Here is a 26,497-nt window from a genome sequence, read left to right as displayed (position 1 = left end):
AACGGTGCTGTTCCTGTCGGCGTTCCCGAGCGCCGCGCTCACCGGCCAGTCGGTCGTCGTCAGCCACGGCTGGTTCATGCAGTAACGCGGGCGCGGGCGGCGTAGCTGCCCGCTGCGATGAACGGCACAAAAAAACGCGCTCCGGGGAGCGCGTTTTTCATTTCGGCGGGGCCGGCGGCGGCTGCCGCCTGCCGGTGCCGAGTTACTTCAGCACGGCTGCGATTGCATTGGCGACCGCGTCGAGGTTGCGCGTGTTCAGCGCTGCGACGCAGATCCGGCCCGTGCCGACCGCATAGATGCCGAACTCGTCGCGCAGGCGATCGACTTGCGCCGAGGTCAGGCCCGAATACGAGAACATCCCGCGTTGCGCGTTGATGAAGCTGAAGTCGCGATCGACGCCGCTCGCCTTCAGGCGCTCGACGAGACCATTGCGCATCGCGCGGATGCGATCGCGCATTTCACCAAGCTCCTGCACCCACGAAGCGTGCAGTTCCGGCGATGCGAGCACCGCTGCGACCACCGCGCCGCCATGGGTCGGCGGGTTCGAGTAGTTCGTGCGGATCACGCGCTTCAGTTGCGACAGCACGCGCGTGGCTTCTTCCTTGCTCGACGTGATGATCGACAGCGCGCCGACGCGCTCGCCGTACAGCGAGAACGACTTCGAGAACGACGACGACACGAACGCGTTCAGGTCGGCCGCGGCAAACAGGCGCACGGCGGCCGCATCGGCCTCGATGTTCTCGCCGAAGCCCTGATACGCCATGTCGAGGAACGGCACGAGGTTGCGCGCCTTCACGACGTCGACGACTTGTTGCCATTGCGCTTCGGTGAGGTCCACGCCGGTCGGGTTGTGGCAGCACGCGTGCAGCACGACGACCGTGCCTGCCGCATAGCCGTTCAGCGCCGACAGCATGCCTTCGAAGTTCACGCCGTTGGTGGCGGCGTCGTAATACGGGTACGCGACGACTTCGAACCCGGCCGCTTCGAACAGCGCGCGGTGGTTTTCCCAGCTCGGATCGCTGATTGCGACCTTCACGTTCGGGTTCACGGTGCGCAGGAAATCGGCGCCGATCTTCAGTGCGCCCGTACCGCCCAGTGCCTGGGCCGTGACCACGCGGCCCGCTGCGATCAGCGGCGAATCGTTGCCGAGCAGCAGCTTCTGCACGGCCGCATCGTAGGCGGCGATCCCGTCGATCGGCAGGTAGCCGCGCGGCAGGCCGGCCGCGACACGCACCTTCTCTGCTTCGCGAACCGCGCGCAGCAGCGGAATCTTGCCTTCTTCGTTCGTGTACACGCCGACGCCGAGGTTGACCTTGGTCGGACGCGCATCGGCGTTGAAGGCTTCGTTCAGGCCCAGGATCGGGTCGCGGGGAGCAAGCTGGACAGCGGAGAAGAGCGACATGATGATTCGGCAGTAGTGAAAAGAGGGTCAGGCTTTCAGCCGGCGGGCGGGCGCAGCGAACCGCGCGCCAACGGGCGCGACGCCGGAAAGCGCAGCAGCCTGACATTGTAGCGAATTCGCGCTGGCGGGGGCGCGCGATTCGGCGGCGAATCGCGATTTCGGGCGGCCGTCGCGCGTCAGGAGCCGACAGCAGTTCGCGCGGCCGCGAAGCGCTAGAATGCTTTCTTTGCCCTCGCTCCGGCCGCATTCCATGTCCGAACATCATGCCGAAGTCGGCGACGCGCTCGACGAATCCAAATTCGTCACCTTCGAAGGGTCGCCGTTCCAGCTGTATCAACCGTATCCGCCCGCAGGCGACCAGCCGACCGCGATCGACACGCTCGTCGAAGGCATCGGCGACGGCCTTGCCTTCCAGACGCTGCTCGGCGTGACGGGTTCGGGCAAGACCTTCACGATGGCGAACACGATCGCGCGGCTCGGCCGCCCGGCGATCGTGTTCGCGCCGAACAAGACGCTCGCGGCCCAGCTCTATGCCGAGTTCCGCGAGTTCTTCCCGCGCAACGCGGTCGAGTACTTCGTCTCGTACTACGACTACTACCAGCCTGAGGCCTACGTGCCGCAGCGCGACCTGTTCATCGAGAAGGATTCGTCGATCAACGAGCACATCGAGCAGATGCGGCTGTCGGCGACGAAGAGCCTGATGGAGCGCCGCGACGTGGTGATCGTCGCGACGGTGTCGGCGATCTACGGTATCGGCAACCCGTCCGAATACCACCAGATGATCCTGACGCTGCGCACCGGCGACAAGCTCGGCCAGCGCGACGTGATCGCGCGGCTGATCGCGATGCAATACACGCGCAACGAGCAGGATTTCCAGCGCGGCACGTTCCGCGTGCGCGGCGACACGATCGACATCTTCCCGGCCGAACACGCGGAAATGGCCGTGCGCGTCGAGCTGTTCGACGACGAGGTCGAGACGCTGCACCTGTTCGACCCGCTGACCGGGCGTGTGCGGCAGAAGATTCCGCGCTTCACCGTGTATCCGTCGTCGCACTACGTGACGCCGCGCGACACCGTGATGCGCGCGGTCGAGACGATCAAGGACGAATTGCGCGAACGCCTCGAATTCTTCCACCGCGACGGCAAGCTCGTCGAGGCGCAGCGCCTCGAGCAGCGCACGCGCTTCGACCTCGAGATGCTGCAGGAGCTCGGCTTCTGCAAGGGCATCGAGAACTACTCGCGGCATTTCTCGGGCGCGGCACCCGGCGAGCCGCCGCCGACGCTCGTCGACTACCTGCCGCCCGATGCGCTGATGCTGCTCGACGAATCGCACGTGCTGATCGGCCAGTTGAACGGCATGTACAACGGCGACCGCGCGCGCAAGGAAAACCTCGTCAATTACGGGTTTCGCCTGCCGTCGGCGCTCGACAACCGGCCGCTCAAGTTCCCCGAGTTCGAACGCAAGATGCGCCAGGTCGTGTTCGTGTCGGCCACGCCGGCCGACTACGAGAAGCGCGTGACGGGGCAGGTCGCCGAACAGGTCGTGCGGCCGACGGGGCTCGTCGATCCGGAAATCGAAGTGCGGCCGGCGAGTTCGCAGGTCGACGACGTGCTGACCGAGATCAACGCGCGCGTGAAGGCCGGCGAGCGCGTGCTGATCACCGTGCTGACGAAGCGCATGGCCGAACAGCTCACCGAGTTTCTGGCCGACCATGGCGTCAAGGTGCGCTACCTGCACAGCGACATCGACACGGTCGAGCGTGTCGAGATCATCCGCGATCTGCGGCTCGGCACGTTCGACGTGCTGGTCGGGATCAACCTGCTGCGCGAGGGCCTCGACATTCCCGAAGTGTCGCTCGTCGCGATCCTCGATGCGGACAAGGAGGGCTTCCTGCGCGCCGAACGCTCGCTGATCCAGACGATCGGCCGCGCTGCGCGGAACGTGAACGGCAAGGCGATTCTCTATGCCGACACGATGACCGAGTCGATGAAGCGCGCGATCGGCGAAACCGAGCGGCGCCGCGCGAAGCAGATCGCGCACAACGAGAAAATGGGCATCACGCCGCGCGGCGTCGTGAAGCGCATCAAGGACATCATCGACGGTGTCTACAACGCGGACGAGGCGCGCGCGGAGCTGAAGGAAGCGCAGCAACGCGCGAAATTCGAGGACATGTCGGAAAAGCAGCTCGCGAAGGAAATCAAGCGTCTCGAGAAGCAGATGGCCGATTACGCGAAGAACCTCGAGTTCGAGAAGGCTGCCGCGACCCGCGACCAGCTTGCGCTGCTGCGCGAGCGCGTGTTCGGCGCGAACGTCGGCGACCACGTCAGCGGCGGCCGGTAAATCTTTCCAAACGTCACCAAAACCTGTCAGTAACCGGTCTGTAAGCCTTGTCGGATCAGGGGTTTACACGGTATCCGGTTTGTTCGGAAACAGGTTCGGTGCTAAACTCCGCTATTATTGAGAATAGTTCGCATTAACGTTCTTCATTGCGTTAGTGTTTTCAGCGAGCCGCCCCGGCGGCGGCTCGGATGTCGTCAAGATAGTCAGACAAATAACAAGGAGTGTCCATGTTGGGTTCTTCGTTCATCCGCACGACGGTTGCGGTAGCGGCGGCGCTTGCCGCGATGTCGGCCTCGGCGGCCGAATATCCGATCGGCAAGCAGCAGATCCAGGGCGGCATGGAAATCGGCGCGGTGTACCTGCAGCCGATCACGATGGACCCGGAAGGGATGATGCGCAAGGCGTCGGATTCCGACATCCACCTCGAGGCCGACATCCATGCGGTCAAGAACAACCCGACGGGTTTCGCCGAAGGCGACTGGATGCCGTACCTGCAGGTCGCGTACAAGCTGACGAAGCAGGGCGACACGAAGTGGAAGGCTGAAGGCGACCTGATGGGCATGGTCGCGAGCGACGGTCCGCACTATGGCGACAACGTGAAGCTGAACGGCCCGGGCAAGTACCACCTGACGATGGTCGTCAAGCCGCCGATGCAGTCGGGCCACATGGCGTTCGGCCGTCACGTCGACAAGGAAACGGGCGTGGGTGCATGGTTCAAGCCCATTACGCTCGAGTACGACTTCCCGTTCGCCGGTATCGGCAAGAAGGGCGGTTACTGATCGGCGGCATCACGAACGGCGCGCTTCGGCGCGCCGTCGGCGTAGAGAATCCAGAATGAAAACTCCCCAGAAAATCATCGCCGCAGCCGCTGCGTTGTGGCTTGCAGGCGCAGCGCACGCAGCCGATCTGCCGACGTTCAAGCTCGAGATGGCGGACGGCAAGCTGAATCCCGCCCGCATCGAAGTGCCGGCCGGCCAGCGTTTCAAGATCGAGATCAAGAACACCGGCAAGGGCGCGGCCGAATTCGAGAGCGTGCAACTGCGCAAGGAGAAGGTGCTTGCGCCGGGTGCCGATTCGTTCGTGGTCGTCGCTCCGCTGTCGCCGGGCGAATACAAGTTTTTCGACGATTTCCACCAGCAGGCACAGGGCGTGATCGTCGCGAAGTAACGCGTTTTATCTGCGCGCGGGCATACCAGTCCGTTGCTTCGCGCGTCAGGAGGTATCGATGGGTCAGATCTTGTTCATCGTCTGGCGGGAGAGCGTCGAAGCGCTGCTCGTCGTCGGCATTCTCTATGCATGGCTGAAGAACGGCGACGACGACGCGCGCCGCGGCCTGCCTTTTCTCTGGGCCGGCGTCGGCGTCGGCTTGCTGATGGCGGTCGGCCTTGGTGCCGCGCTGGTCGGTTTCACCGAAGTGCTGTCCGGCGACGCGCAGGACTACTTCCAGACCGCGATGGTGCTGATCGCATGCGTGCTGATCGTGCAGATGGTGCTGTGGATGCGCCGGCACGGGCGCACGCTGAAGCGCGACATGGAGCAATCGCTGCAGCAGAGCACGCGCGATTCGAACTGGTGGGGCGTCGCCGTGCTGGTCGCGCTTGCGATCGCGCGCGAAGGCAGCGAGACGGTGATCTTCCTGTACGGCCTCGGATTCGGCCAGTCGGGCCACGTCGACGGCAGCCAGATGCTCGCGGTCGTGATCGGCCTCGGTCTCGCGTTCCTCACGTTCTATCTGTTGCAGCTCGGCGGCAAGTACTTCTCGTGGCGGCATTTCTTCCGCGTCACCGAAGTGATGCTGCTGTTCCTCGGCGCGGGCCTGTTCCAGACCGGCGTCGACAAGCTGATCGACAAGGAAATCCTGCCGCTCGGCATCTCGCAGGTGTGGGACACGTCCGCGATCCTCGATGATTCGGGCACGTTCGGCTCGCTCGTCGCGACGCTCACCGGCTATCGCGCGCACCCGGCACTGACCAACCTGGTCGCCTATGCGGTGTACTGGGCGGTTGTCTGGCTGCTGATGAAGCGCGCGAGCCGTCGTCCGGCCGTTGCAGCAGGCCGCGCGGCATGAGCGTTGTCGCCGCAGCCAAGCCGGGCTGGCTCGCGCAGGCCGGCCAGTGGATGCAGCGCCACGGTGCGCTGATCCGCGGCATCCAGTGGGGCGTCGTCGCCGTCTACGCGTTCCTGATCATCGTGCCGGCGGTGTTGCCGCTGCCGGACGATTCCGCGCATCTGTGGAACAACCTCACGCTGATCGCGCAATTCGCGTTCTGGGGCATCTGGTGGCCGTTCGTGCTGCTGTCGATGGTGATGCTCGGCCGCGTCTGGTGCGGCGTGCTGTGCCCGGAAGGTGCACTCACCGAATACGCGAGCAAGTTCGGCCGCGGCGGCCCGATTCCGCGCTGGATCCGGTGGGGCGGCTGGCCGTTCGTCGCGTTCGGGATCACGACGATCTACGGGCAGATGGTGAGCGTGTACCAGTACCCGCTCGCGGTGCTGTTCGTGCTCGGCGGCTCGACCGTCGGCGCGATCGTGATCGGCGTGCTGTACGGCCGCGAGAAGCGCGTGTGGTGCAAGTACCTGTGCCCGGTCAACGGCGTATTCGGGCTGCTCGCGCGGCTCGCGCCGATGCGCTACAAGGTCGACGAGGATGCGTGGCGCCGTTCGTACAAGAATGGCGAGCATGGCCATCGCGTGATTCCGATCAACTGCGCGCCGCTCGTGCCGTTGCGCAGCATGAAGGGCGCCGCGGCGTGCCATATGTGCGGCCGCTGCAGCGGGCACCGCGACGCGATCTCGCTGTCGTCGCGCTCGCCGTCCGACGAGGTCGTGAACCTCGGCGCGCAGCAGGCGAACCCGTGGGATACCGCGCTGATCCTGTACGGCCTGCTCGGCGTTGCGATCGGCGCGTTCCACTGGACCGTCAGTCCGTGGTTCGTGCAGATCAAGCAATGGCTCGCGGGCTGGCTGATCGACCGTGACATCACCTGGCCGCTCGAAACCAACGCGCCTTGGTTCCTGCTCACGCATTATCCGGATCGCAACGACGTGTTCTCCTGGCTCGACGGCGGGCTGATCGTCAGCTATATCGTCGGCACGGGGCTCGTGTACGGCACGGCGCTGCTGGTGCTGCTGGCCGGCGCCACGCTGATGCTTGGCCGCTTCGATCGCGTGCGGCTGCATCACCTCGCGCAGGCGCTGATCCCGATCGCGGGCGCGGGCGTGTTCCTCGGGCTGTCGGCAACGACGTTGTCGTTGCTGCGTGCCGAACACGTGCCGCTCGGCTGGGCAACGGACGTGCGCATCGCGATCCTGGTCGGGGCCAACGCATGGAGTGCGTGGCTCGCGTGGAAAGTGACCGGGCGTTATGCGGCGTGGCCGCGCCGGCTCGCGGCATTCGCGTGGTTCGCCGTCGGGCTTGCGGTCGTCGACAGCGCATGGTGGTTGATGTTCTGGGGTTTCTGAAGCGGCTCGTGTGCGGCCTCGGCTGCGGTTTCGGCTGTGGTGCGAAGCCGCGAGGAAACAAGCGCGGTTCAGCTTTCGGCATGCGTTGAGCGACAACGAACGTGGGCGACTAGCTTCACGCATTGGTCGCTCAAACAAAAAAGCGACACGTCGTTCGACGTGTCGCTTTTTTTCTTCCTTGTGCGAGAACCAAAAAAAAGTGGCTTGGCTTGCTGCAACGGCTGCTTGAGTGTGTTTGCACGAAGGGGTCTAGATCTCGCGTGCAAGCCGTTACGCTGGCTAATGCCCAACACCTCTCAGGGAGGTGGTCCCCACAATACTCGGTCGTTACTTCGTCAGGATCAGTTTGCCGAGCCGTGTGGCACGCAACTGATAGGTCTCTCCGTTATGCGCGATGCTGATGTGGCTGTGGCCTTGCAGCAGCGCATCGCTGCTGACGACCCGCGTGCCTGCATCGCGGTTGCCGGCGGGCTTCGCCGGCGTCGTGACCGCTGCCGTCTTTTGACGGCTGCTGCCTGCGGTGCCGGTCGTGCGGCGCAAGGTCAGCGTGGTCGGGCGCATGGTGTCGGTCATTCGGTTGATCGGTGACTGTCGATACGATGGAATGAATTCTAAATGATAACTATTCCCATTTACAAAAACTCTTTATCGATCGAAGCGGTGGACTTGATAGTTTGAATCAAAGGGCGGCCCGCAGGCCGCCACCGGGTTCAGTGCAGCGGATCGGGATCCTTGCGGCCCTGTGCGTATTCACGGATCAGGCGGACCGTGTCGATATCCGACGTGCGGTACGCTTCCTTGACGATTCCGTGCGTCTGCCGTGCTTCTTCGCTGTCGTCCGAGACGGTCAGCGTCGTGCGGTATTCGAAACGCAGGAACAGCTCGTGGTCTTCGCGCTCCTCGATCGTCATCGTCAGCGAGCCGCCGATCTCGCCATCGGCCGCGCGGATGTCGTAGCGGACCTGCTGGTTCGGCGTGAACGTGACGTGGTCGCGTACGGTCGCGTGGCCGTAGTGCAGTTCGCGTTCGAGCGTCGTTTCCGTCCGTTCGTGGACGACGCAGCTATCGAGGCCGAGCACGAACAGCTGCGGCTGTTCGGCGCGCAACACGAGGCCTTCCCAGAGCTGGTCGCGGGTGAGGGTCGGCACGGCCGGATCATCGGAGTTGATCTGGATCAGGTGTTCGAAGTTCAAGGGTACGGATTCCTTCTGGTGGTGGGCGGCCACATGGTTCAAGAAGTTATTGTGACGCAAAACCATCCGTTTCGCGGCACCTGCCGCCCCCGATCGGGCGTCAGGCTTCGATGCGGCCCATGCGGCCGGTCTGGTAGTCGATGACGGCCTGCCGGATCTCTTCCTCGGTATTCATCACGAACGGGCCGTAGCGGACGATCGGCTCGTTGAGCGGCACGCCGCCGATCAGCAGCAGGTCGAGCGGCGTGTCGCCGGCGGCGAACGTGACCGTGTCGCCGTCGTCGCCGTATACGATCATGTGCCGTGCATCGACAGCCTGCCTGTCGGGCCCGTAGAGGCCCGTTCCGTCGATCGGATAGGCAAACACGCGATAGCCGGCCGGCACGGGCTGCGTGACCGTCGCGCCCGGTTCCAGCGTGAAATGCTGGTAGAGGATCGGCGTGCGCGTCTCGATCGCGGCACGGACGCCGAACGCTTCGCCGGCGATGACGCGCACGCGTGCGCGGCCGTCCGGCGACGTCGCGCTCGGAATGCGGTCGGCGGGGATCTCCTGATAGCGCGGCGCGATCATCTTGTCGCGGCGCGGCAGGTTGACCCATAGCTGGAAGCCGTGGGAGCGGCCGCCCGCCTGCGCGAACGCCGGATCGGGCATCTCGCTGTGCACGACGCCTGAGCCGGCCGTCATCCACTGCACGTCGCCGGGGCCGAGCGTGCCGGCATGGCCGGACGAGTCGCGATGGCGGAAGCGCCCGTCGAGTGCGTAGGTCACGGTTTCGAAGCCGCGATGCGGATGGTCGGGCGCGCCCACGGCTTCGCCGGGGGCGTAGTCGACGGGGCCCATTTCGTCGAGCAGCAGGAACGGATCGAAATCCATCAGCAGCCGGGTGGGGAACGGGCGGTGAACCACGAAGCCGCCGCCTTCGGTCGTGCGAAGCGCGGGGTAGGTGCGGTCAAGCGAGCGAGCGGTCGTCATGCGGAAGCCCTCGAAATCATCGGAATAGCGTTATTTTTGAAACATAGCGCTATTATATTGGGCGTTTAACCGTTCGATTTGCGGCGGTTCGCAATGGATTGTTCTGAAATTGGAACGATGACATGAATATCGATGCGCATAACCTGAACGACCTGATGTACTTTTCGCAGGTCGTCGAACATGGCGGTTTCTCGGCTGCGGAGCGCGTGCTGGGCATCTCGAAATCGCGCCTGTCGCGGCGCCTGACCGAGCTCGAGGCGGCGCTCGGCGTGCGCCTGCTGCAGCGCTCGACGCGCAAGCTCGCGCTGACCGAGGCGGGGGAACTGTTCTACCAGCATTGCCAGGCGATGCTCGCCGAAGCGCAGGCCGCGATGAACGCGGTGCAGCAGCTGCGCGCGTCGCCGCGCGGCTCGGTGCGGGTCAGCGTGCCCGTCACGCTGTCGCAGACGATGTTGTCGCGCATCCTGCCCGAATTCCTGCGTCGTTATCCCGAGGTGAAGGTGCACGTCCGCGTGACGAACCGCGTGATCGACCTGTTCGAAGATTCGGTCGACGTCGCGCTGCGAGTTCGCTCGGAACCGCCGCAGAACGCCAACATCGTCGTGCGGCCGCTGTGGCGCACCGAGCAGATGCTGGTCGGCGCGCCGAACCTGCTGAGCCAGAATGCGCCGCCGCTGGTGCCGGACGACCTGACTTACTTCGAGACGCTCGATACGCCGAGCGTCGACGGGCGGCATGTGTTCAACCTGATCGCGCCGGACGGTACGCGTCATGTGCACGAGCACGACCCGCGGCTCGTGACGGCCGACCTGATGACGATCCGCGAGGCCGTGCTCGACGGCCTCGGCATCGCGGCGCTGCCGGAGATGATGTACGGCAACGCGCTGCGTGCGGGCCAACTGTCGCCCGTGATGCCGGGCTGGACGCTGCCGGTGCCGCAACTGTATGCGGTGTTCGTGTCGCGGCAGGGGATGCCGCCCGCGGTGCGTGCATTCGTCGACTACCTGGTCGAGAAGCTCGATCACGGCGCCTACAAGGAGCCGGGTTGCCCTGAGCGCGAAAAGAACGAAGCAGCGGCCGATGCTTCGGCGACCTGAACACGACGCGCACGACGAGGCAAATTTGTTTTGTCATTGAAGCGTCGCCGGCAATCGCAAGTTTCAATCGCCGGAACCTTGAATGCACGGGCGGGCGGGCCTATATTGAAATCCCATTTCGTGAAGGAAGTTTCTGAGCGAAATCAGGTGGCCGCATATATTGCGAGCCAGATAGGGCAGAACGCGCAGTCCGTGCAGACCACGGTAGCCGCATTTGCGTTGCTCGAGGCGCAACCGATACCGCCGAAGAGCCCGCCGCCCGAAGGCGCCCGCGTGCGCATGAAAAAAGGCCTTCATCTGGCGATGAAGGCCTTTTACTTTGGGGGCGGCCGGCTAGGTACGCCCGGTCAGGGGCGGCCGGCGAGGTACGCCCGGTTAGGGGCAGCCGGCGAGGTGCACCCCGCGAGGTGCGAAACGCGCGTGCGTTACTTCGCTTTCGCGCCCGGCTCCGTCACGAAGCCGAGCTTCGTCAGGCCGCCGGCCTGCGCATCCGACATCACTTCGGCCACATGCTCGTATGCAACCTTGCGGTCCGCACGCAGGTGCAACTCTGGCTGCGGCGTGCGTTTCGCCGCTTCCGCGATGCGTGCCTGCAACTGTTCGCGCGTGACGGTGTGGTCGTCCCACAGGATCGTGCCGTCGCCCTGGATCGCGACGTCGACCGTCTGCGGCTTTTCGTCGACGGGCTGGCTGCTGGCGTGCGGCAGGTCGATCTTCACCGCATGCTGCATCGCCGGGATCGTCACGAGAAAAATGATAAGGAGTACGAGCATGACGTCGACGAGCGGCGTCATGTTGATCTCGCTCATCACGGCATCGTCGTCATCGTCGCTGAAACCGGTGTTCATTGCCATGGTTCACCTCGCCTCAGCTGGCGCGCGTCGCGAGACGCAGGCCGTCGCGCGTCGACGACGATGCGAGGCTCGCGCCCGTCACGAAGTACGCGTGCAGGCCGTGCGCGAAGCGGCGCAGCTTGCTGACGACACCCTTGTTCGCGCGGGTCAGCGCGTTGTAGCCGAGCACGGCCGGGATCGCGACGAACAGGCCGAAGGCCGTCATGATCAGCGATTCGCCGACCGGGCCTGCGACCTGGTCGATCGACGTCTGGCCGGTTGCGCCGATCGCGAGCAGTGCGTGGTAGATCCCCCAGACCGTGCCGAACAGGCCGACGAACGGTGCCGTGCTGCCGATCGACGCGAGGATCGCGAGACCGCTCTGCATGCGCGAGATGCCTTCGTCCATCGTGTCTTTCAGGCAGCGCGTGACCCAGTCCGACACGTCCATGCGATCGTGCAGGTGCGGTTGCGTCTGGTGGTGGTGATCGGCGGCTTCCTTGCCCGACAGCGCGAGTGCGAGGAACGGGTTGTCGTTCGGCGTCGATGCGGCGAGGCCGAGCTTCTTGACGCCGTCGTCGAAATTGTCCGAATGCCAGAACGCCTGTTCGGCGTTCTTCGTGAGGCGGTTCAGGCGAATCACGTTCCAGCCCTTGATGACGATCACGATCCACGACAGGACCGACATCACGAGCAGCGTGATCGCGATGGCGCGCGTGACGAAATCACCTTGCGCCCAGACGTGCGCGATACCGTAGCTTTGCATTTTTTTGTTTCCTTTGAATCTTCCGGATGAGGCAGGTTAGTCGGTGAGCCCGAAGCTGTAGGGCTGTGTGCGGGCGGCGCGGATCGCCTGGCCGTTCTCGATGTACGGACGGCAGGTGGTCGAACGCATCGCGTCGAGTGCGGCATCGTCGAGGCGCGGGTAGCCGCTGCTCTTCTGCAGATCGATGCTTTCGATCTTGCCGGTCACGCCGACGACGAAGTGAACGTAGGCCGTACCCGATTCGCCGCGGCGGCGCGACATCGACGGGTAGTCAGGTTTCACGAAGTTGCATTGGAGCGTCGGCACGTTCTTCGGCGCGCTGACTTGCATCGTCTCGCGAGCCGGGCCGGGCGCGGCGGCCGGTGCTGCTGGAGCGGGCGCGGCGGGAGCGGGCGTCGGATCGGCGGCTGCCGGAGCGGGTGTCGGCGACGGGGCCGGCGATTGCGTAACCGGCTGAGGCGTCGGCTTTGCCGCTTTCGGCACCGGCTTCGGCTCGACCTTCGGCTTGACGCGCGGCACCGGCTTCGGCGGCGCGGGCTGCGGGATCGATTCGGCCGCGACCTGCTGGGCGATCGGTGCCGGCGTGATGAGTTGCGCGGTGATCGTCTGGACCTCGACCGATTTCGGCGGCGGCGCGTTGCGATGCAGCCAGGCGGCAGTCAGCATGACCGCGTGTGCGGCAAGCACACCGACCGCGACGACGATCACTCGGGGATTCATACGTGGTGCAGCCGGCAAGACGCCGGCAGGAGCGGAATGCGAAGCCTGCATGTTAGCTTGAAAGAACGATGTCGCACCCGGGGCGCGGCGGGTGAATCGGCATCACTTGCGGAAGATCAGCAGCGAGATGCAAACGGTGGTCACGAATCCGATCAGCAATTCCATCACAGGCTCCTTGGCAGGTAAGCCGCTGGCTCGCGTAGACGGTGGCTTGCTGACGGTCAAAACAAAAAATGCGGCCGGGGCCGCATGTGCACACTCGGCGCCGGTCAGGCGGCCTTGCGTTCGTAGAACGTGACCGGGATCGGGTGAGCGTGATGCTCGACACCGCACCGGCTCGCGCAGACGCCTTGCTCGGCCATGAGGTCGCGTACGGACTCCTCGCACTTGCCGCAGCACGTGGCCACGCCGAGCTCGAACTGGAGTTCATCGAAAGAGTTCACGCCCTCAGCGAGGGACGCGCGAATCTTGCGATCGGAAACAGACTTGCACACGCAGACGATCATGATGAGTTGCGATAGCTAACGTTAATGCGAATTATTATCATTAATTTTGCTGACGTTGACAAGTCTGGGTCGGGCTTTTTTTAAGGTCATCGGACCCTTGAAACGGCGGGGGCGGCGCAGCCGCATCGGGAGAGGGTGTACCGGCCCGCGTCAGGCGGTCGCGCAGGCGCGCGCGTTCGGCGAGGAAATGGTGACGGATTCGACCGGCGCATCGAGGCCGAGCAGCGTCGACGCGAGCGCCTGCAATTGCCGGCCGTCGCCGGTCGAGCAGAAGCGGGGCGACGCGACGGGCGTGCCGGCGGGCGCGCGCAGGCCGTGCTGGTCGAGCACGCGCGCGAGCTGGAGCGCGATCGCGTCGCTCGTGTCGATGATCGCCATGCGGTCGCCGACAATGTCACGAATCGTTGCGGTGAGAAACGGATAGTGCGTGCAGCCGAGGACGACCGTATCGGCGCCGTCGTCCAGCATCGGCTGCAGATAGCTGTCGAGCAGCGCGCGCAGCGCGGGCGAACCCGTGTCGCCGCTCTCGATTGCCTGCACGAGCCCGTGGCCCGGCTGGCAGATGAAGCGGCAGCCGGCGCCGTGACGTTCGAGCAGCGCCTGGAAGCGCGCGCTGCGCAGCGTGGCCTGGGTGGCGAGCACGCCGGCGACGCCGCTCGCGGACTGCTGGACGGCCGGCTTGATGCCCGGCTCGACGCCGACGAGCGGGATTGCGAGATGCTCGCGTACCGCCGCGATCGACTGGGCGGTCGCCGTATTGCAGGCGACGACGAGCGCCTTCGCGCCCTGACGGACAAACCATTCGCCGATCGCGAGCGTGCGCTCGGTGATGAATGCGTCGTCGCGTTCACCGTACGGGATGTAGCGCGTATCGGCCGTATAGACGAACGATTCGCCGGGCAGGTGCGCGCGCACGGCGCGCAGCACCGACAGGCCGCCGAGCCCCGAATCGAAGATTCCGACAGGGGCGGCGGCGTGCATCGCGGGAGCGGCTGGCTGGTTCGTCATCGTCATGCGGACGGCGCGGGGGGGGCGGGGCGATTACTCGGCCGAACCCATCATCGTTTGCTGATAGTTCTGCAGGCCGACCTTGCCGATCAGGTCGATCTGCGTTTCCAGCCAGTCGATGTGCTCTTCGGTGTCGTCGAGAATCTTTTCGAAGATTTCGCGCGACACGTAGTCACGAACCGATTCGCAGTAGGCGATCGCTTCCTTGCACGTGGTCTGCGAGATCTGCTCGAGCTTCAGGTCGCATTTCAGGATCTCTTCCGTTTCCTCGCCGACGAGCAGCTTGTGCAGGTCCTGCAGGTTCGGCAGGCCGTCCAGCATGAACACGCGCTCGATCAGCCAGTCGGCGTGCTTCATTTCGCCGATCGACTCGTCGTACTCGTGCTTGCCGAGCTTGTCGAGGCCCCAGTGCTTGTACATGCGCGCATGCAGGAAGTACTGGTTGATCGCCGTGAGTTCATTCTTCAGTTGGGCGTTCAGATATTCGATGACTTTCTTGTCGCCTTGCATGGCTGTTCCTTGTTCAGTGGGGCTTCAGAAACCGAACGATAATCGCTCGAACGAGAAAAGCCAAGCCTCGAAGCCTTGTCGGGCCTGCCTTTTGCGTGTAATGAGAATCAGCCTTGAAGAACCGGCTGCGCACAATAATGAGAACGAGAAGCAAAAAGGCCGGACTCCCGTCCGGCCTTTCGTGCGATCGAGCTTAAGCGGCTGCGACCGGGATCTTGCCGATCTTCGCCTGCCACTCCTTCGGACCGGTCTGGTGCACCGACGTGCCCGACGAATCGACGGCGACCGTCACCGGCATGTCCTGCACGTCGAACTCGTAGATCGCTTCCATGCCGAGGTCTTCGAACGCGAGCACCTTCGCGCCGCGGATCGCCTTCGACACGAGGTAGGCCGCACCGCCGACCGCCATCAGGTAGGCCGCCTTGTGCTTCTTGATCGCGTCGATCGCGACCGGGCCGCGCTCGGCCTTGCCGACCATCGAGATCAGGCCCGTTTGCGCGAGCATCGTCTCGGTGAACTTGTCCATGCGCGTGGCCGTCGTCGGGCCGGCCGGACCGACCACTTCGTCGCGTACCGGATCGACCGGGCCGACGTAGTAGATCACGCGGTTCGTGAAGTCGACCGGCAGCTTCTCGCCCTTCGCGAGCATGTCGGCGATGCGCTTGTGCGCGGCGTCGCGGCCGGTGAGCATCTTGCCCGACAGCAGCAGCGTCTGGCCCGGCGTCCAGCTCGCGACTTCTTCCGGCGTCAGCGTGTTCAGGTCGACGCGCTTGCTGGTTTCCGTGTTCGGTTCCCACTGGACCTTCGGCCAGGCGTCGAGCGACGGCGCTTCGAGCTTGGCCGGGCCCGAACCGTCGAGCACGAAGTGCGCGTGGCGCGTGGCCGCGCAGTTCGGGATCAGCGCGACCGGCTTCGACGCGGCGTGCGTCGGTGCGGCCATGATCTTCACGTCGAGCACGGTCGCCAGGCCGCCGAGGCCCTGCGCGCCGATGCCGAGCGCGTTGACCTTCTCGTGCAGCTCGACGCGCAGTTCCTCGACCCAGTCCTTCGGGCCGCGCGCGATGATTTCCTGGATGTCGATCGGCTCCATCAGCGATTCCTTCGCCATCAGCATCGCCTTCTCGGCGGTGCCGCCGATGCCGATCCCGAGCATGCCGGGCGGGCACCAGCCCGCGCCCATCGTCGGGACCGTCTTCAGCACCCAGTCGACGATCGAGTCGGACGGGTTCAGCATCACGAACTTCGACTTGTTCTCCGAGCCGCCGCCCTTCGCCGCGACCTGCACGTCGACCTTGTCGCCCGGCACGATCTCGTAGTGGATCACGGCCGGCGTGTTGTCCTTCGTGTTCTTGCGGGCACCTTCCGGCGGGTTGACGATCGACGCGCGCAGCACGTTGTCCGGGTGCGTGTAACCGCGACGCACGCCTTCGTTGATCATGTCGGTGAGGCCCATCGTCGCGCCGTCCCAGCGCACGTCCATGCCGACCTTCACGAAGATCGTGACGATGCCGGTGTCCTGGCAGATCGGGCGCTTGCCTTCCGCGCACATGCGGCTGTTCGTGAGGATCTGCGCGATCGCGTCCTTCGCGGCCGGGCTCTCTTCCAGCTCGTACGCGCGGCCGAGTGCCTGGATGTAGTCGAGCGGGTGGTAGTAGCTGATGTACTGCAGCGAATCCGCGATGCTCTGGATCAGGTCTTCCTGTTTGATGACGGTCATGGCTGAGACTCTGTGAGGACAGTGGGGAATACGTTTTATGCGTTGACGGCTGCTTCGACCGGCTGGCGGGACGCGGCCGCGGCGGGCGCATGCGTCTCGTGGAAATGGGCCGGGTGCGTGTGGGTCGTCAGGCGGTCGACCCACGCCATCACGAGCGCCGACACGAGGAACGACACGTGGATGATCACCTGCCACATGATCGCGTGCGTCGTGTGCTGGTCGGGGTTGATGAAGGTCTTCAGCAGGTGGATCGACGAAATGCTGATCAGCGCCATCGACAGCTTGACCTTCAGCACGCCCGCGTTCACGTGGTCGAGCCATTCGGGCTCGTCGGGGTGGCCTTCGATGCCGAGGCGCGATACGAACGTTTCGTAACCGCCGACGATCACCATGATCAGCAGGTTCGAGATCATCACCACGTCGATCAGGCCGAGCACCGCGAGCATCACGCTGACTTCGTCGAGGCCGGCTGCATGCGACAGCAGGTGCCAGACTTCCTTCAGGAACAGGAACACGTAGACGGCCTGCGCGACGATCAGGCCCAGGTAAAGCGGAACCTGGAGCCAGCGGCTCATGAAAATCAGCGCGGGAAGCGGGCGAAGCGGGCGACGGGCGGGGCGGCCGGGCGAATGCGGGGCGGACATGATGGCGGTGCGGGCGCGGTGCGCAGGTATCGGGGGTAATCTTGAAAAGGCGCGCTATTGTAACGCGTCGGCCGGCGCGACTGCAGCGACGCGCCGGCACTGGCGGGGACCGATCAGGATGCGGCCGCCGACACGCGTTTCACGCGCAGGCTCGCGAGCACGATGCCGGCGACGACGCACGCGAGCGCGATGCCGTGCGCGAGCGTCGGGCGCTCGCCGAGGAATGCGATCCCGTACGCGGCCGCGGCGATCGGCAGCACCGCGCTGAACACGCCGGCGAGGCTGCCCGGCACGTGCCGGATGCCTTTCATCCACAACCAGAACGAGAAGATGCTGGCCGACAGGCCATACCAGACGACGAGCGCCCACGTGCCGGCCGGCACGCTTGCGTAATCGAAATGCCACAGCGCCGTCGCGCCGAGCGGCAGCATCAGGAACAGGCCGAACAGGTGCGTGTACGCGCAGATGTCGATCGGCGCGAGCGTCTGCGTGAGCCGGCGCGACAGGATCACGTAGATCGATTCGCAGCACACCGCGCCGAGGATCAGCAGGTTGCCGGTCAGCGAGCCGGATGCGTCGCCGTGGGCGCCGTGCGCGGCCGCGCTGCCGTTGGCGAGGTTGATCGTCACGACGCCGGCGATCGCGAGCGCGATCGACACGAGCGCACGGCCGTTCGGTTTCTCGCGCAGGATCAGCCATGCGAACAGTGCGACGATCGCCGGGATCGTGCTCGTGATGACGCCGGCCGCCACCGCGCTCGTGCGCTGCACGCCGTTGAGCATCAGCAGCGTGAACATGAAGGTGCCGAAGAACGCCTGCAGGAACAGGTTCAGCCATTCGCCGCGCTTGACCGCGCGCATCTTCACGGGGCTGAACAGCGGCCACAGCACGGCGATCGCGATCACGAAGCGCAGCGTGGCGAGGATGGCAACGGGGACGAATGCAACGATGGATTTACCGATACCGACGTTGCTGCCGACGAACAGCATCGACAGGATGAGGAAGAGGGCGTAGCGATTCAAGCTGGAATCCGGGGGGCGAGTTCAGTTAGGATTGTAGGGTCGCGGTCGTTACGGCGCAAAGCGCCGCCCGGCGTGCGAAACGGCCATGCCGCGTAAGTGACGGGTAAGTTGGAGCGCTTATCGTGGAAATTGCCGCGCCGCACGTTCATCGTCGTGTGACGTGGTGCGGTGCAGCATCGCGCGCAGCCTTCACGGCCGCGTGCGGGTGGTGGGAGACAGCGGCGCGGATGCGCCGGCCAAGACGCGCGGCGCGCACGATCGCGCCGCCATGCAGAGGATTCATGTTCACCAAGGGGTTGTCGATGTCTGCGATTGAATCGGTTCTTCACGAAACCCGCCAGTTTGCGCCGCCCGCGGCGCTCGAGCAGGCGGCGGCCATTTCCGGCATGCCGGCCTATCGCGCGCTCGTCGCCGAGGCCGAGCGCGATTACGAAGGCTTCTGGGCGCGCCTCGCGCGCGAGGGCCTCGCGTGGCACAAGCCGTTCACCAAGGTGCTCGACGAGAGCAATGCGCCGTTCTACAAGTGGTTCGACGACGGCGAGCTGAACGCGTCGTACAACTGCCTCGACCGCCACGTCGAAGCCGGCAACGGCGAGCGCGTCGCGGTGATCTTCGAGGCCGACGACGGCACCGTCACGCGCGTCACCTATGCCGATCTGCTGGCGCGCGTGTCGCGCTTCGCGAATGCGCTGAAAAAACGCGGGATCGGCAAGGGCGACCGTGTCGTCATCTATATCCCGATGTCGATCGAAGGCATCGTCGCGATGCAGGCCTGCGCGCGCATCGGCGCGACGCACTCGGTCGTGTTCGGCGGCTTTTCCGCGAAATCGCTGAACGAACGGCTCGTCGACGTCGGCGCGGTCGCGCTCGTCACCGCCGACGAGCAGGCGCGCGGCGGCAAGACGCTGCCGCTCAAGAGCATCGCTGATGAAGCGATCGCGATGGGCGGCTGCGAGGCCGTTAAGAGCGTGATCGTCTATCGCCGCACCGGCGGCAAGATCGACTGGCATACGGGCCGCGACCTGTGGATGCATGAGATCGCGGACGGCGAGTCGGATCGTTGCGAACCGGAATGGGTCGGCGCCGAGCATCCGCTGTTCATCCTGTATACGTCGGGCTCGACCGGCAAGCCGAAGGGCGTGCAGCACAGCACCGGCGGCTACCTGCTGTGGGCCGCGCAGACGATGAAGTGGACCTTCGACTGGAAGCCGACCGACGTGTTCTGGTGCACGGCCGACATCGGCTGGGTGACTGGCCACACGTACATCACGTACGGCCCGCTCGCATGTGGCGGCACGCAGGTCGTGTTCGAAGGCGTGCCGACCTACCCGGACGCCGGGCGCTTCTGGAAGATGATCGGCGACCACAGGGTCAGCGTGTTCTACACCGCGCCGACCGCGATCCGTTCGCTGATCAAGGCGGCCGACGCCGATGACAAGGTGCATCCGAAGAGCTATGACCTGTCGAGCCTGCGCATCATCGGCACGGTCGGCGAGCCGATCAATCCGGAAGCGTGGATGTGGTACCACAAGCACGTCGGCCAGGAGCGCTGCCCGATCGTCGATACGTGGTGGCAGACCGAGACGGGCGGCCACATGATCACGCCGCTGCCGGGCGCGACGCCGACCGTGCCCGGTTCGTGCACGCTGCCGCTGCCGGGCATCATGGCGGCCGTCGTCGACGAGACGGGCCAGGACGTGCCGAACGGGCAAGGCGGCATCCTCGTCGTCAAGCGCCCGTGGCCGGCAATGATCCGCACGATCTGGGGCGACCCGGAGCGTTTCAAGAAGAGTTATTACCCCGAGGAGCTCGGTGGCACGCTCTATCTGGCCGGCGACGGCACGGTGCGCGACAAGGACACCGGCTACTTCACGATCATGGGCCGGATCGACGACGTGCTGAACGTGTCGGGCCACCGGCTCGGCACGATGGAGATCGAGTCGGCGCTGGTGTCGCACGAGCTCGTTGCCGAGGCGGCCGTGGTCGGCCGGCCGGACGACACGACGGGCGAGGCGGTCGTCGCGTTCGTGGTGCTGAAGCGTTCGCGTCCGGAAGGCGAGGAAGCCGCGGCGCTCGCGAAGACGCTGCGCGACTGGGTCGGCAAGCAGATCGGACCGATCGCGAAGCCGAAGGACATCCGCTTCGGCGACAACCTGCCGAAGACACGCTCGGGCAAGATCATGCGGCGCCTGCTGCGCTCGCTCGCGAAGGGCGAGGCGATCACGCAGGACACGTCCACGCTCGAGAACCCGGCCATCCTCGATCAGCTCGCCGAAGTGCGCTGATCTCACCTGTCGTGCGCCACGCGCGCATGAGCCCCTGCGCGGCAATCCCGATTGTCCGCGCAGGGGCTTTTTGCTAAACAACGGCATGACCGTTCCGACCCGTCCGGCGCCTGTCGCGCCGCCGCCCGTTCCCGAGCCGCTCGCGCGTGCCCACGCGCGCTACTGGCGCTTCAACGTCGCGTTGATCGCGGTGCTGATGGCGATCGGTTTCTCGGTGTCGTTCATCGTGCCGTTCTTCGGGCCCGCGCTCGCCGGGGTCCGGTTCGCCGGCTTCAGCCTGCCGTTCTATGTCGGCGCGCAGGGTGCGATTCTCGTGTATCTCGTGCTGATCGTCGTCTACATAGGGCTGATGCAACGCGCGGACCGCACGCTGCGCCGCGCGTACGACGACCATGCGGCGCGCACCGGCAATGCGCACGGCGGGCGCTGATTCATGCTGACGCATCGACTGATACGCGCATACGCGCTCTACACGCTCGGTTTTCTCGGGTTCGTGCTGCTGATGTGGCGGATCGAGCGCGCAACCGGCTCCGGTGTCTGGATCGGCTACGTGTTCCTGTTCGTGCCGATCGCCGTGTATGCGGTGATCGGGCTGCTGTCGCGCACGTCCGATCTCGTCGAGTACTACGTGGCCGGGCGGCGCGTGCCGTCCGCGTTCAACGGGATGGCGACGGCGGCCGACTGGCTGTCGGCCGCGTCGTTCATCGGCCTGGCCGGATCGCTGTACTCAACCGGCTACGACGCGCTGGCGTACGTGATGGGCTGGACGGGCGGGTTCTGCCTCGTCGCGTTCCTGCTCGCGCCTTATGTGCGCAAGCTCGCGCGCTACACGATTCCCGATTTTCTCGGCACGCGCTTCTCGAGCACGGCCGTGCGCGCGCTGGCGGCCGGCGCGGCGATCCTGTGTTCGTTCGTGTATCTGGTCGCGCAGATCCAGGGGATCGGCTTGATCGCGACGCGCTTCATCGGCGTCGATTTCGCGATCGGGATCTTCTGCGGGCTCGCGGGCATTCTCGTGTGCTCGTTTCTCGGCGGGATGCGCGCGGTCACGTGGACGCAGGTCGCGCAGTACATCATCCTGATCAGCGCGATCCTGATTCCGGTGTCGCTGATCGCGATGAAGAACGGGCTCGGCCCCGTGCCGCAGTTCAATTACGGCAAGCTGATGGAGCGCGTCGCGGCGCGCGAGGCGCAGGTGCGCGATGCGGCCGACGAGCAGCAGGTGCGCGACGCGTACCGTCGGCAAGCCGCGGATATCCAGACGCGGCTCGACCGGTTGCCCGCGTCCTATGCGGACGCGCGCAGGCATCTCGCCGACCAGCTCGCCGACTTGCGACGCCACAACGGGCCGCTGCGCGAGATCAGCCAGCGCGAGCGCGAGCTGGCCGACTTCCCGCGCGATCCGGCGGCGGCACGCGTGGCGTGGACGCAGACGCGCGACGATCTGCTGGCCCGTGCCGAGCCACCCGTGCCGATGCACGAGCCGTTTCCCGCCGCGAGCGACGACGAACGCAAGCCGCGCGAGCGGAATTTCCTCGCGCTGCTGCTGTGCCTGTCGCTCGGCACCGCGAGCCTGCCGCATATCCTGACGCGCTACAACACGACCACGTCGGTCGCGTCGGCGCGGCGCTCGGTCGGCTGGACGCTGTTCTTCATCGCGCTGTTCTACCTGAGCGTGCCGGTGCTCGCGGTGCTGATCAAGTACGAGATCCTGGCGAACCTCGTCGGGCGGCCGTTCGCCGAATTGCCCGCGTGGGTCACGCAATGGCATCACTTCGAACCCGACCTGATCAGCGTCGTCGAGGTGATTCGCGACGGCATCGTGCACTGGTCGGAAATCCAGATGCAGCCGGACATGGTCGTGCTCGCCGCGCCGGAGATCGCGGGGCTGCCGTATGTCGTGTCGGGGCTGATCGCGGCCGGCGCGCTTGCCGCGGCGCTGTCGACCGCGGACGGGCTGCTGCTGACGATCGCGAACGCGCTGTCGCACGACGTCTATTACTGCATGGTCGCGCCGGACGCGTCGAGCCAGCGGCGCGTGACGATCTCGAAGGTGCTGCTGCTGGGTGTCGCGCTGTTCGCGTCGTATGTCGCGTCGCTCAATACCGGGAAGATCCTGTTTCTCGTTGGCGCGGCGTTCTCGCTGGCGGCATCGAGCTTCTTTCCGGTGCTCGTGCTCGGCGTGTTCTGGAAGCGCACGACGACGCGCGGCGCGATCGCCGGCATGGTGACGGGGCTCACGGTGTGCGTGTACTACATCGTGTCGACCTATCCGTACTTCACGCAGCTGACGGGGTTCGCGGGGCACACGTGGTTCGGGATCGAGCCGATCAGTTCGGGCGTGTTCGGCGTGCCGGCGGGGTTTGCGGTGGCGATTGCGGTGAGTTTGTGCGATCGGCGGCCGGATGAATATACGCGGGCGTTGGTGGATTACATTCGGCATCCGTGATGCGGGAGGATGGGGAGGGTGTCGGCGCCCCAAACGCCCAAAACGAAAAGCCCCTTGATTTATCGGGAAATCAAGGGGCTTCAGGCATTCTGGCGGAGAGAGGGGGATTCGAACCCCCGATAGGCGATTAACCTATACACGCTTTCCAGGCGTGCGACTTAAACCACTCATCCATCTCTCCGGAAGACCGAGAGTATAGCAAACTCTGGCGGCGGGCCGCCACTCCCTTGCACACCCGTCAGAATTCAGAAGGAACACCACATCATGTCGCTCTCCGCCTTGCTCGCCTTTGCCCTGATCCTGTCCGTCGGCGTCGCGACGCCCGGCCCGACGGTGTTGCTCGCGATGAGCAACGGCTCGCGATACGGATTGCGTCACGCGATGGTCGGCATGCTCGGCGCCGTCACGGCCGACGTCGTGCTCGTCGCGCTGGTCGGGCTCGGCCTTGGCGTGCTGCTCGACGCGTCGGAAACGGCGTTCGTGACGATGAAGCTGCTCGGCGCGGCTTGGCTCGCGTATGTCGGCATCCGGATGCTGGTGTCGAGCGGTCATTCCACCGCGGCGCAGGAACCCGAACCGCCGACGCCCGATCGCCGGACTGCATTCCTGAAGAGCTTTTTCGTTGCGATGAGCAACCCGAAGTACTACCTGTTCATGTCCGCGCTGCTGCCGCAGTTCGTCGACCGGTCGCACGCGATCGCGCCGCAATACGCGATCCTTGCGGCGACGATCGTCGCGATCGACGTCGTCGGGATGACCGGTTACGCGCTGCTCGGCGTGCATTCGGTGCGCGTATGGAAAGCGGCCGGGGAGAAGTGGCTGAACCGGGTCAGCGGGTCGCTGCTGCTGATGCTCGCGGGGTACGTCGCGCTGTATCGCAAGACCGCGAACTGATGCGGCGATGCATCGGGAAAGCGGCACGCTGAAGTCGGCGCGGCAATGAAGCCGGTCGAGCGCTTTACGCTCGAAACGCATGATGGTCCGTACGAATCGTGGCCGTCACGCACGCATGTGCTCGTGGATGGCGTGCGCTGCGATCTCGCCATTTCCGGCTACGTGCTGCTTCGCCAGTTCGAGATGCCGGCCGCATATCTGCTCGTCACCGACTACGACTGCCCGTTCGAGGAAGCCGTCACGTTCACGCTCGTGTCGAAGGATCCGCTGAAGGTGCGCGCGCAGCGCACGGTCGGTGCGATGTACGCGTCGTGCCATCTGGACGACATCACGTGGGCCGACGACCGGCATTTCAGCGCGACGTTCGTGGATATCGACGGGCGATGGGATTTCAAGATTCGTGACCGATCCGTGCCGTTCATCCTGCCTCGGCTGGGCATGCATCGCGTACAGGATCGGTAGTGCGCGATCGACTGCCGCGAGCGCGTCATGCGTGCGTGTGCACCGTCTGAAATCCGCCAGAACCGGCGGTTTCATTTTTCTTTCGCATTGATCAGACATGTAAGTTTCGGCGCGCGCTGATCTTGCATGGTCCGGACGTATGGCGGCAGGAACGGCGATGTTCGGGTATCGCGTCCGCACGCAACATTACAAAATGAATGGCAATTGAAAGAATTCCTTCCCTTGACGCGATGCGCCCGTGCCATTTATTGTCCGTCTGCCGCCGTGAGAGAGCACGGCGGTTATCGCGGATGTGCGCGTCGCGCGCACGACAACACGTAGCAAAAAGCAGAAAAGGAAACGTGGTAGCCACATGAAGCCGCTATTCGACGACAAGAAATCCGATGCGGTCAGCGATCGTCCTTCCACCCCGTCTTTGTCACCCGTCGCGGTGCCTGCCGCCGCCGTCGTGCCGGCAGCGCAGCCGACGGAGCACGCGCGCCTGATCACCGTCGACGAGATCGACCAGCTCGGCGCGACGCAGGGTACGCGGATCGCCGCCTTCTCCCAGCAGATACTCGCGAGCGTCCGTGCGTCGGATGCCGACCAGTTCGGTGACAAGCTCAACGAACTGATCTCGACCGCGAAAGGACTCGACCCGCGCGGTGCCGACAAGGGCGGCTTCATCACGCAAGTCACGCGGCTGTTCCGCTCGACCAAGGAAAAACTGCTGTCGCAATACGAGTCGGTGAGCAAGCGGATGGATACGCTCGTCGTCGAGCTCGAAAACCATGCGCAGCGCCAGAAGGCCGGCATCGACGAGCTCGAGCGGATGTACAACGACAACTACGCGCTGCACCAGGAGCTCGCGCAGTCGAAGGCGCACGGCGAAACGGCGCTCGCGACGCTGCGCGCGCATCTCGCGGCCGGCCAGCAGCCGGCGGACGACGCGTTCGCCGCGCAACGCCTGCTCGACGTGAAGCGCAAGGTCGACGCGCTCGAAAGCAAGCTCGACGACCTCGACCGCGCAATGCTGATGTCGAAGCAGCTCGCGCCGCAGATCCGGATGGAGCAGGACCAGAAACGCACGCTGACGTCGAAGTTCATGACGATCAAGACCGTGCTGATCCCCGCGTGGACCAACGCGTTCGCGCTCTACCTCGAGCAGCTCGGCACGAAGCGTGCGGCGGCGCTCGCGAACGCGACGTACGACGCGGCCGACGAGGCGATCCGCGCGCAGGCCGACCTGAATCGCCAGAACGCGCAGGAAGTCGCGAAGCTCGGCCAGCGCCCGGTGATCTCGACCGACACGTTCGAATATGCGCAGCAGCAGCTGTTCGGCGCATTCGACGACGTCACGCAGATCATTGCCGACGGCAAGCGCCAGCGTGAGCAGGACGCGCCGCGCCTGCGCCAGCTCGAACAGGACCTGATCACCCGATTCGCTCCGAAGCATAACTAAGGAACACCGCATGATTACGCTTGAGAAACGCGCGGCGAAGGTCGCGATCGTCCTCGAAAAACGCCAGATCCTGAAGCCGCCCGTCGTGCGTGTCGGCGCGGCGCTCGACATCTCGGGCTCCGCGAAGCCGCTTTACCAGTCGGGCGTGATCCAGGAGACGCACGACCGGATCCTCGGCATCGCACTGAAGTTCGACGACAACGGCGAAGTCGATACGTGGACCTTCACCGAAGGCTACGACCGCCTGCCGACCGCGACACCGGACAACTACGGCTCGTACATCTCCGATCACGTGCTCGAAGCCCGGATCGACAAGTGGGGCGGCACGCAGTACGCGCCGGTGATGAACGACATCGTCGACTTCTTCTTCCGCGCGCCGGAGCCGAAGCGCGAAGAAAAGCGCGGCTTCCTGAGCCGGCTGTTCGGCGGCGCGGACGAAGCACCCGCGCCGGCCGCCTCCGCGCCGGTGAACGGCCACCTGCCCGCATGGGTGCTGTTCGTCACCGACGGGCAGAACCCGAAGAACGACCGCAAGCGCGTGCGCCAGTTGATGGCCGAGTCGCAGCACTTTCCGCTGTACTGGTCGCTCGTCGGCGTCGGCGATCCGAACGAATTCGGCTTCCTCGCGGAAGTCGCGGACGAAATGCCGAACGTCGGGTTCCTGCATCTCGAGTCGCTCGATCTCAGCGACGAACAGATCTACGAACAGTTGATCACGCAGGAATTCTGCGACTGGGTGCGCGCGAAGTAAGCGCGGCCCGCATGCCCCTTT

Annotated in this window: 26 protein-coding genes, 1 tRNA gene and 1 pseudogene; 14 read left to right on the top strand and 14 right to left on the bottom strand. The window is 65.2% G+C overall.

Annotated features, from left to right (window positions below; translation table 11 throughout):
• Positions 1-85: pseudogene (locus ACM6JT_RS17660) on the top strand (3-hydroxybutyrate dehydrogenase); the annotation flags it as partial.
• Between the two features lie 117 nt (positions 86-202).
• Here ACM6JT_RS17660 and ACM6JT_RS17655 read toward each other — a convergent pair.
• Positions 203-1,402 carry an amino acid aminotransferase gene (locus ACM6JT_RS17655; RefSeq protein ID WP_414856934.1) on the bottom strand — a complete coding sequence of 400 codons (1,200 nt, stop codon included), beginning with the start codon at positions 1,400-1,402 and terminating at the stop codon, positions 203-205.
• Between the two features lie 250 nt (positions 1,403-1,652).
• Between ACM6JT_RS17655 and uvrB the strand changes: the two genes are divergently transcribed.
• The 5 genes from uvrB to ACM6JT_RS17630 all read left to right on the top strand — a co-directional run bounded on the left by uvrB (position 1,653) and on the right by ACM6JT_RS17630 (position 7,205).
• Positions 1,653-3,743 carry an excinuclease ABC subunit UvrB gene (uvrB, locus tag ACM6JT_RS17650; RefSeq protein WP_175750381.1) on the top strand — a complete coding sequence of 697 codons (2,091 nt, stop codon included), beginning with the start codon at positions 1,653-1,655 and terminating at the stop codon, positions 3,741-3,743.
• 227 nt (positions 3,744-3,970) lie between these two features.
• Positions 3,971-4,522 (top strand): iron transporter, encoded by a 552-nt coding sequence (locus ACM6JT_RS17645; RefSeq protein ID WP_034183484.1) that lies wholly within the window; start codon positions 3,971-3,973, stop codon positions 4,520-4,522.
• A gap of 55 nt (positions 4,523-4,577) precedes the next feature.
• Positions 4,578-4,910 (top strand): cupredoxin domain-containing protein, encoded by a 333-nt coding sequence (locus ACM6JT_RS17640; protein WP_034183485.1) that lies wholly within the window; start codon positions 4,578-4,580, stop codon positions 4,908-4,910.
• Between the two features lie 58 nt (positions 4,911-4,968).
• Entirely contained in the window at positions 4,969-5,811 is an 843-nt protein-coding gene (locus tag ACM6JT_RS17635; protein ID WP_027784952.1) for an FTR1 family iron permease, read from the top strand.
• Positions 5,808-7,205, top strand: a complete 1,398-nt coding sequence (locus ACM6JT_RS17630; RefSeq protein ID WP_034183486.1) for a 4Fe-4S binding protein — start codon at positions 5,808-5,810, stop codon at positions 7,203-7,205. The genes ACM6JT_RS17635 and ACM6JT_RS17630 overlap by 4 nt, the downstream gene beginning before the upstream one ends.
• 327 nt (positions 7,206-7,532) lie before the next feature.
• Here the strand turns inward: ACM6JT_RS17630 and hemP are convergent, their stop codons facing one another.
• From hemP to ACM6JT_RS17615, 3 genes are all read right to left on the bottom strand, one after another.
• Positions 7,533-7,778 carry a hemin uptake protein HemP gene (gene hemP, locus ACM6JT_RS17625; RefSeq protein ID WP_034183487.1) on the bottom strand — a complete coding sequence of 82 codons (246 nt, stop codon included), beginning with the start codon at positions 7,776-7,778 and terminating at the stop codon, positions 7,533-7,535.
• A 137-nt stretch (positions 7,779-7,915) separates the two neighbouring features.
• Positions 7,916-8,398 carry an SRPBCC family protein gene (locus ACM6JT_RS17620; protein WP_034183488.1) on the bottom strand — a complete coding sequence of 161 codons (483 nt, stop codon included), beginning with the start codon at positions 8,396-8,398 and terminating at the stop codon, positions 7,916-7,918.
• A gap of 100 nt (positions 8,399-8,498) precedes the next feature.
• On the bottom strand, positions 8,499-9,371 hold the full coding sequence (locus ACM6JT_RS17615; protein ID WP_414856933.1) for a pirin family protein: 873 nt from the start codon (positions 9,369-9,371) through the stop codon (positions 8,499-8,501).
• Positions 9,372-9,493: 122 nt separating this feature from the next.
• Between ACM6JT_RS17615 and ACM6JT_RS17610 the strand changes: the two genes are divergently transcribed.
• Entirely contained in the window at positions 9,494-10,468 is a 975-nt protein-coding gene (locus ACM6JT_RS17610) for a LysR family transcriptional regulator (RefSeq protein WP_105391869.1), read from the top strand.
• 425 nt (positions 10,469-10,893) lie between these two features.
• Here the strand turns inward: ACM6JT_RS17610 and ACM6JT_RS17605 are convergent, their stop codons facing one another.
• The 9 genes from ACM6JT_RS17605 to ACM6JT_RS17565 form a co-directional block, all read right to left on the bottom strand.
• Positions 10,894-11,322, bottom strand: coding sequence for an ExbD/TolR family protein (locus ACM6JT_RS17605; protein ID WP_006478310.1), 429 nt, complete (start codon positions 11,320-11,322; stop codon positions 10,894-10,896).
• 13 nt (positions 11,323-11,335) lie between these two features.
• A complete protein-coding gene (locus tag ACM6JT_RS17600; protein ID WP_131945917.1) occupies positions 11,336-12,067 on the bottom strand; it encodes a MotA/TolQ/ExbB proton channel family protein in 732 nt (243 codons plus the stop codon).
• A 36-nt stretch (positions 12,068-12,103) separates the two neighbouring features.
• Complete coding sequence (locus ACM6JT_RS17595; RefSeq protein WP_034183492.1) at positions 12,104-12,838, bottom strand: energy transducer TonB; 735 nt, start codon at positions 12,836-12,838, stop codon at positions 12,104-12,106.
• A gap of 218 nt (positions 12,839-13,056) precedes the next feature.
• Positions 13,057-13,293 (bottom strand): bacterioferritin-associated ferredoxin, encoded by a 237-nt coding sequence (locus ACM6JT_RS17590; RefSeq protein WP_039370093.1) that lies wholly within the window; start codon positions 13,291-13,293, stop codon positions 13,057-13,059.
• 150 nt (positions 13,294-13,443) lie between these two features.
• Complete coding sequence (gene murI, locus ACM6JT_RS17585) at positions 13,444-14,307, bottom strand: glutamate racemase (protein WP_034183494.1); 864 nt, start codon at positions 14,305-14,307, stop codon at positions 13,444-13,446.
• A 27-nt stretch (positions 14,308-14,334) separates the two neighbouring features.
• Entirely contained in the window at positions 14,335-14,811 is a 477-nt protein-coding gene (gene bfr / locus ACM6JT_RS17580) for a bacterioferritin (RefSeq protein WP_006762677.1), read from the bottom strand.
• Between the two features lie 193 nt (positions 14,812-15,004).
• Positions 15,005-16,528, bottom strand: coding sequence for a fumarate hydratase (locus tag ACM6JT_RS17575; RefSeq protein WP_034183495.1), 1,524 nt, complete (start codon positions 16,526-16,528; stop codon positions 15,005-15,007).
• A 35-nt stretch (positions 16,529-16,563) separates the two neighbouring features.
• Positions 16,564-17,172, bottom strand: a complete 609-nt coding sequence (locus tag ACM6JT_RS17570; RefSeq protein WP_034183496.1) for a TIGR00645 family protein — start codon at positions 17,170-17,172, stop codon at positions 16,564-16,566.
• A gap of 113 nt (positions 17,173-17,285) precedes the next feature.
• Positions 17,286-18,194: a DMT family transporter gene (locus ACM6JT_RS17565; RefSeq protein WP_414856932.1), complete on the bottom strand. Its 909-nt coding sequence runs from the start codon at positions 18,192-18,194 to the stop codon at positions 17,286-17,288.
• Positions 18,195-18,496: 302 nt separating this feature from the next.
• Here ACM6JT_RS17565 and acs point away from each other — a divergent pair, with 302 nt between their 5' ends.
• From acs to ACM6JT_RS17550, 3 genes are all read left to right on the top strand, one after another.
• Positions 18,497-20,479 (top strand): acetate--CoA ligase, encoded by a 1,983-nt coding sequence (acs, locus tag ACM6JT_RS17560; RefSeq protein ID WP_414856931.1) that lies wholly within the window; start codon positions 18,497-18,499, stop codon positions 20,477-20,479.
• 85 nt (positions 20,480-20,564) lie between these two features.
• Positions 20,565-20,909 carry a DUF4212 domain-containing protein gene (locus ACM6JT_RS17555; RefSeq protein WP_034183498.1) on the top strand — a complete coding sequence of 115 codons (345 nt, stop codon included), beginning with the start codon at positions 20,565-20,567 and terminating at the stop codon, positions 20,907-20,909.
• Between the two features lie 3 nt (positions 20,910-20,912).
• The gene (locus ACM6JT_RS17550; RefSeq protein ID WP_105391871.1) at positions 20,913-22,928 is read left to right on the top strand and encodes a sodium:solute symporter family protein; all 2,016 of its coding nucleotides are present in this window, start codon (positions 20,913-20,915) and stop codon (positions 22,926-22,928) included.
• Between the two features lie 90 nt (positions 22,929-23,018).
• On the opposite strand, the gene ACM6JT_RS17545 is transcribed toward ACM6JT_RS17550, so the two are convergent.
• Positions 23,019-23,109: transfer RNA gene (locus ACM6JT_RS17545), tRNA-Ser, on the bottom strand.
• Positions 23,110-23,192: 83 nt separating this feature from the next.
• On the opposite strand from ACM6JT_RS17545, the gene ACM6JT_RS17540 reads away from it, so the two are divergent.
• The 4 genes from ACM6JT_RS17540 to ACM6JT_RS17525 all read left to right on the top strand — a co-directional run bounded on the left by ACM6JT_RS17540 (position 23,193) and on the right by ACM6JT_RS17525 (position 26,476).
• Positions 23,193-23,822, top strand: coding sequence for a LysE family translocator (locus ACM6JT_RS17540; RefSeq protein ID WP_243564732.1), 630 nt, complete (start codon positions 23,193-23,195; stop codon positions 23,820-23,822).
• A gap of 45 nt (positions 23,823-23,867) precedes the next feature.
• Entirely contained in the window at positions 23,868-24,284 is a 417-nt protein-coding gene (locus ACM6JT_RS17535) for a hypothetical protein (protein ID WP_243564731.1), read from the top strand.
• A gap of 352 nt (positions 24,285-24,636) precedes the next feature.
• Entirely contained in the window at positions 24,637-25,725 is a 1,089-nt protein-coding gene (locus tag ACM6JT_RS17530; protein ID WP_407970735.1) for a toxic anion resistance protein, read from the top strand.
• 10 nt (positions 25,726-25,735) lie between these two features.
• On the top strand, positions 25,736-26,476 hold the full coding sequence (locus ACM6JT_RS17525) for a VWA domain-containing protein (RefSeq protein WP_034183503.1): 741 nt from the start codon (positions 25,736-25,738) through the stop codon (positions 26,474-26,476).
• The last annotated feature ends 21 nt before the right edge of the window (positions 26,477-26,497 follow it).

The organism is Burkholderia sp. IT-111MI5 (assembly GCF_949752865.1).
GTDB lineage: Bacteria > Pseudomonadota > Gammaproteobacteria > Burkholderiales > Burkholderiaceae > Burkholderia > Burkholderia pyrrocinia_C.
This window is presented reverse-complemented; position numbering and strand designations above follow the sequence as displayed.

Coding starts and splice junctions, on each gene's coding strand:
- ACM6JT_RS17600 (WP_131945917.1), bottom strand. CDS start 12,067: ATGCAAAGCTACGGTATCGCGCACGTCTGGGCGCAAGGTGATTTCGTC.
- ACM6JT_RS17645 (WP_034183484.1), top strand. CDS start 3,971: ATGTTGGGTTCTTCGTTCATCCGCACGACGGTTGCGGTAGCGGCGGCG.
- bfr (WP_006762677.1), bottom strand. CDS start 14,811: ATGCAAGGCGACAAGAAAGTCATCGAATATCTGAACGCCCAACTGAAG.
- ACM6JT_RS17575 (WP_034183495.1), bottom strand. CDS start 16,528: ATGACCGTCATCAAACAGGAAGACCTGATCCAGAGCATCGCGGATTCG.
- ACM6JT_RS17610 (WP_105391869.1), top strand. CDS start 9,494: ATGAATATCGATGCGCATAACCTGAACGACCTGATGTACTTTTCGCAG.
- ACM6JT_RS17630 (WP_034183486.1), top strand. CDS start 5,808: ATGAGCGTTGTCGCCGCAGCCAAGCCGGGCTGGCTCGCGCAGGCCGGC.
- ACM6JT_RS17595 (WP_034183492.1), bottom strand. CDS start 12,838: ATGCAGGCTTCGCATTCCGCTCCTGCCGGCGTCTTGCCGGCTGCACCA.
- ACM6JT_RS17550 (WP_105391871.1), top strand. CDS start 20,913: ATGCTGACGCATCGACTGATACGCGCATACGCGCTCTACACGCTCGGT.
- ACM6JT_RS17555 (WP_034183498.1), top strand. CDS start 20,565: ATGACCGTTCCGACCCGTCCGGCGCCTGTCGCGCCGCCGCCCGTTCCC.
- ACM6JT_RS17640 (WP_034183485.1), top strand. CDS start 4,578: ATGAAAACTCCCCAGAAAATCATCGCCGCAGCCGCTGCGTTGTGGCTT.
- hemP (WP_034183487.1), bottom strand. CDS start 7,778: ATGACCGACACCATGCGCCCGACCACGCTGACCTTGCGCCGCACGACC.
- ACM6JT_RS17655 (WP_414856934.1), bottom strand. CDS start 1,402: ATGTCGCTCTTCTCCGCTGTCCAGCTTGCTCCCCGCGACCCGATCCTG.
- ACM6JT_RS17570 (WP_034183496.1), bottom strand. CDS start 17,172: ATGTCCGCCCCGCATTCGCCCGGCCGCCCCGCCCGTCGCCCGCTTCGC.
- uvrB (WP_175750381.1), top strand. CDS start 1,653: ATGTCCGAACATCATGCCGAAGTCGGCGACGCGCTCGACGAATCCAAA.
- ACM6JT_RS17540 (WP_243564732.1), top strand. CDS start 23,193: ATGTCGCTCTCCGCCTTGCTCGCCTTTGCCCTGATCCTGTCCGTCGGC.
- ACM6JT_RS17615 (WP_414856933.1), bottom strand. CDS start 9,371: ATGACGACCGCTCGCTCGCTTGACCGCACCTACCCCGCGCTTCGCACG.
- ACM6JT_RS17525 (WP_034183503.1), top strand. CDS start 25,736: ATGATTACGCTTGAGAAACGCGCGGCGAAGGTCGCGATCGTCCTCGAA.
- ACM6JT_RS17530 (WP_407970735.1), top strand. CDS start 24,637: ATGAAGCCGCTATTCGACGACAAGAAATCCGATGCGGTCAGCGATCGT.
- ACM6JT_RS17535 (WP_243564731.1), top strand. CDS start 23,868: ATGAAGCCGGTCGAGCGCTTTACGCTCGAAACGCATGATGGTCCGTAC.
- murI (WP_034183494.1), bottom strand. CDS start 14,307: ATGACGATGACGAACCAGCCAGCCGCTCCCGCGATGCACGCCGCCGCC.
- ACM6JT_RS17635 (WP_027784952.1), top strand. CDS start 4,969: ATGGGTCAGATCTTGTTCATCGTCTGGCGGGAGAGCGTCGAAGCGCTG.
- ACM6JT_RS17605 (WP_006478310.1), bottom strand. CDS start 11,322: ATGGCAATGAACACCGGTTTCAGCGACGATGACGACGATGCCGTGATG.
- acs (WP_414856931.1), top strand. CDS start 18,497: ATGTCTGCGATTGAATCGGTTCTTCACGAAACCCGCCAGTTTGCGCCG.
- ACM6JT_RS17590 (WP_039370093.1), bottom strand. CDS start 13,293: ATGATCGTCTGCGTGTGCAAGTCTGTTTCCGATCGCAAGATTCGCGCG.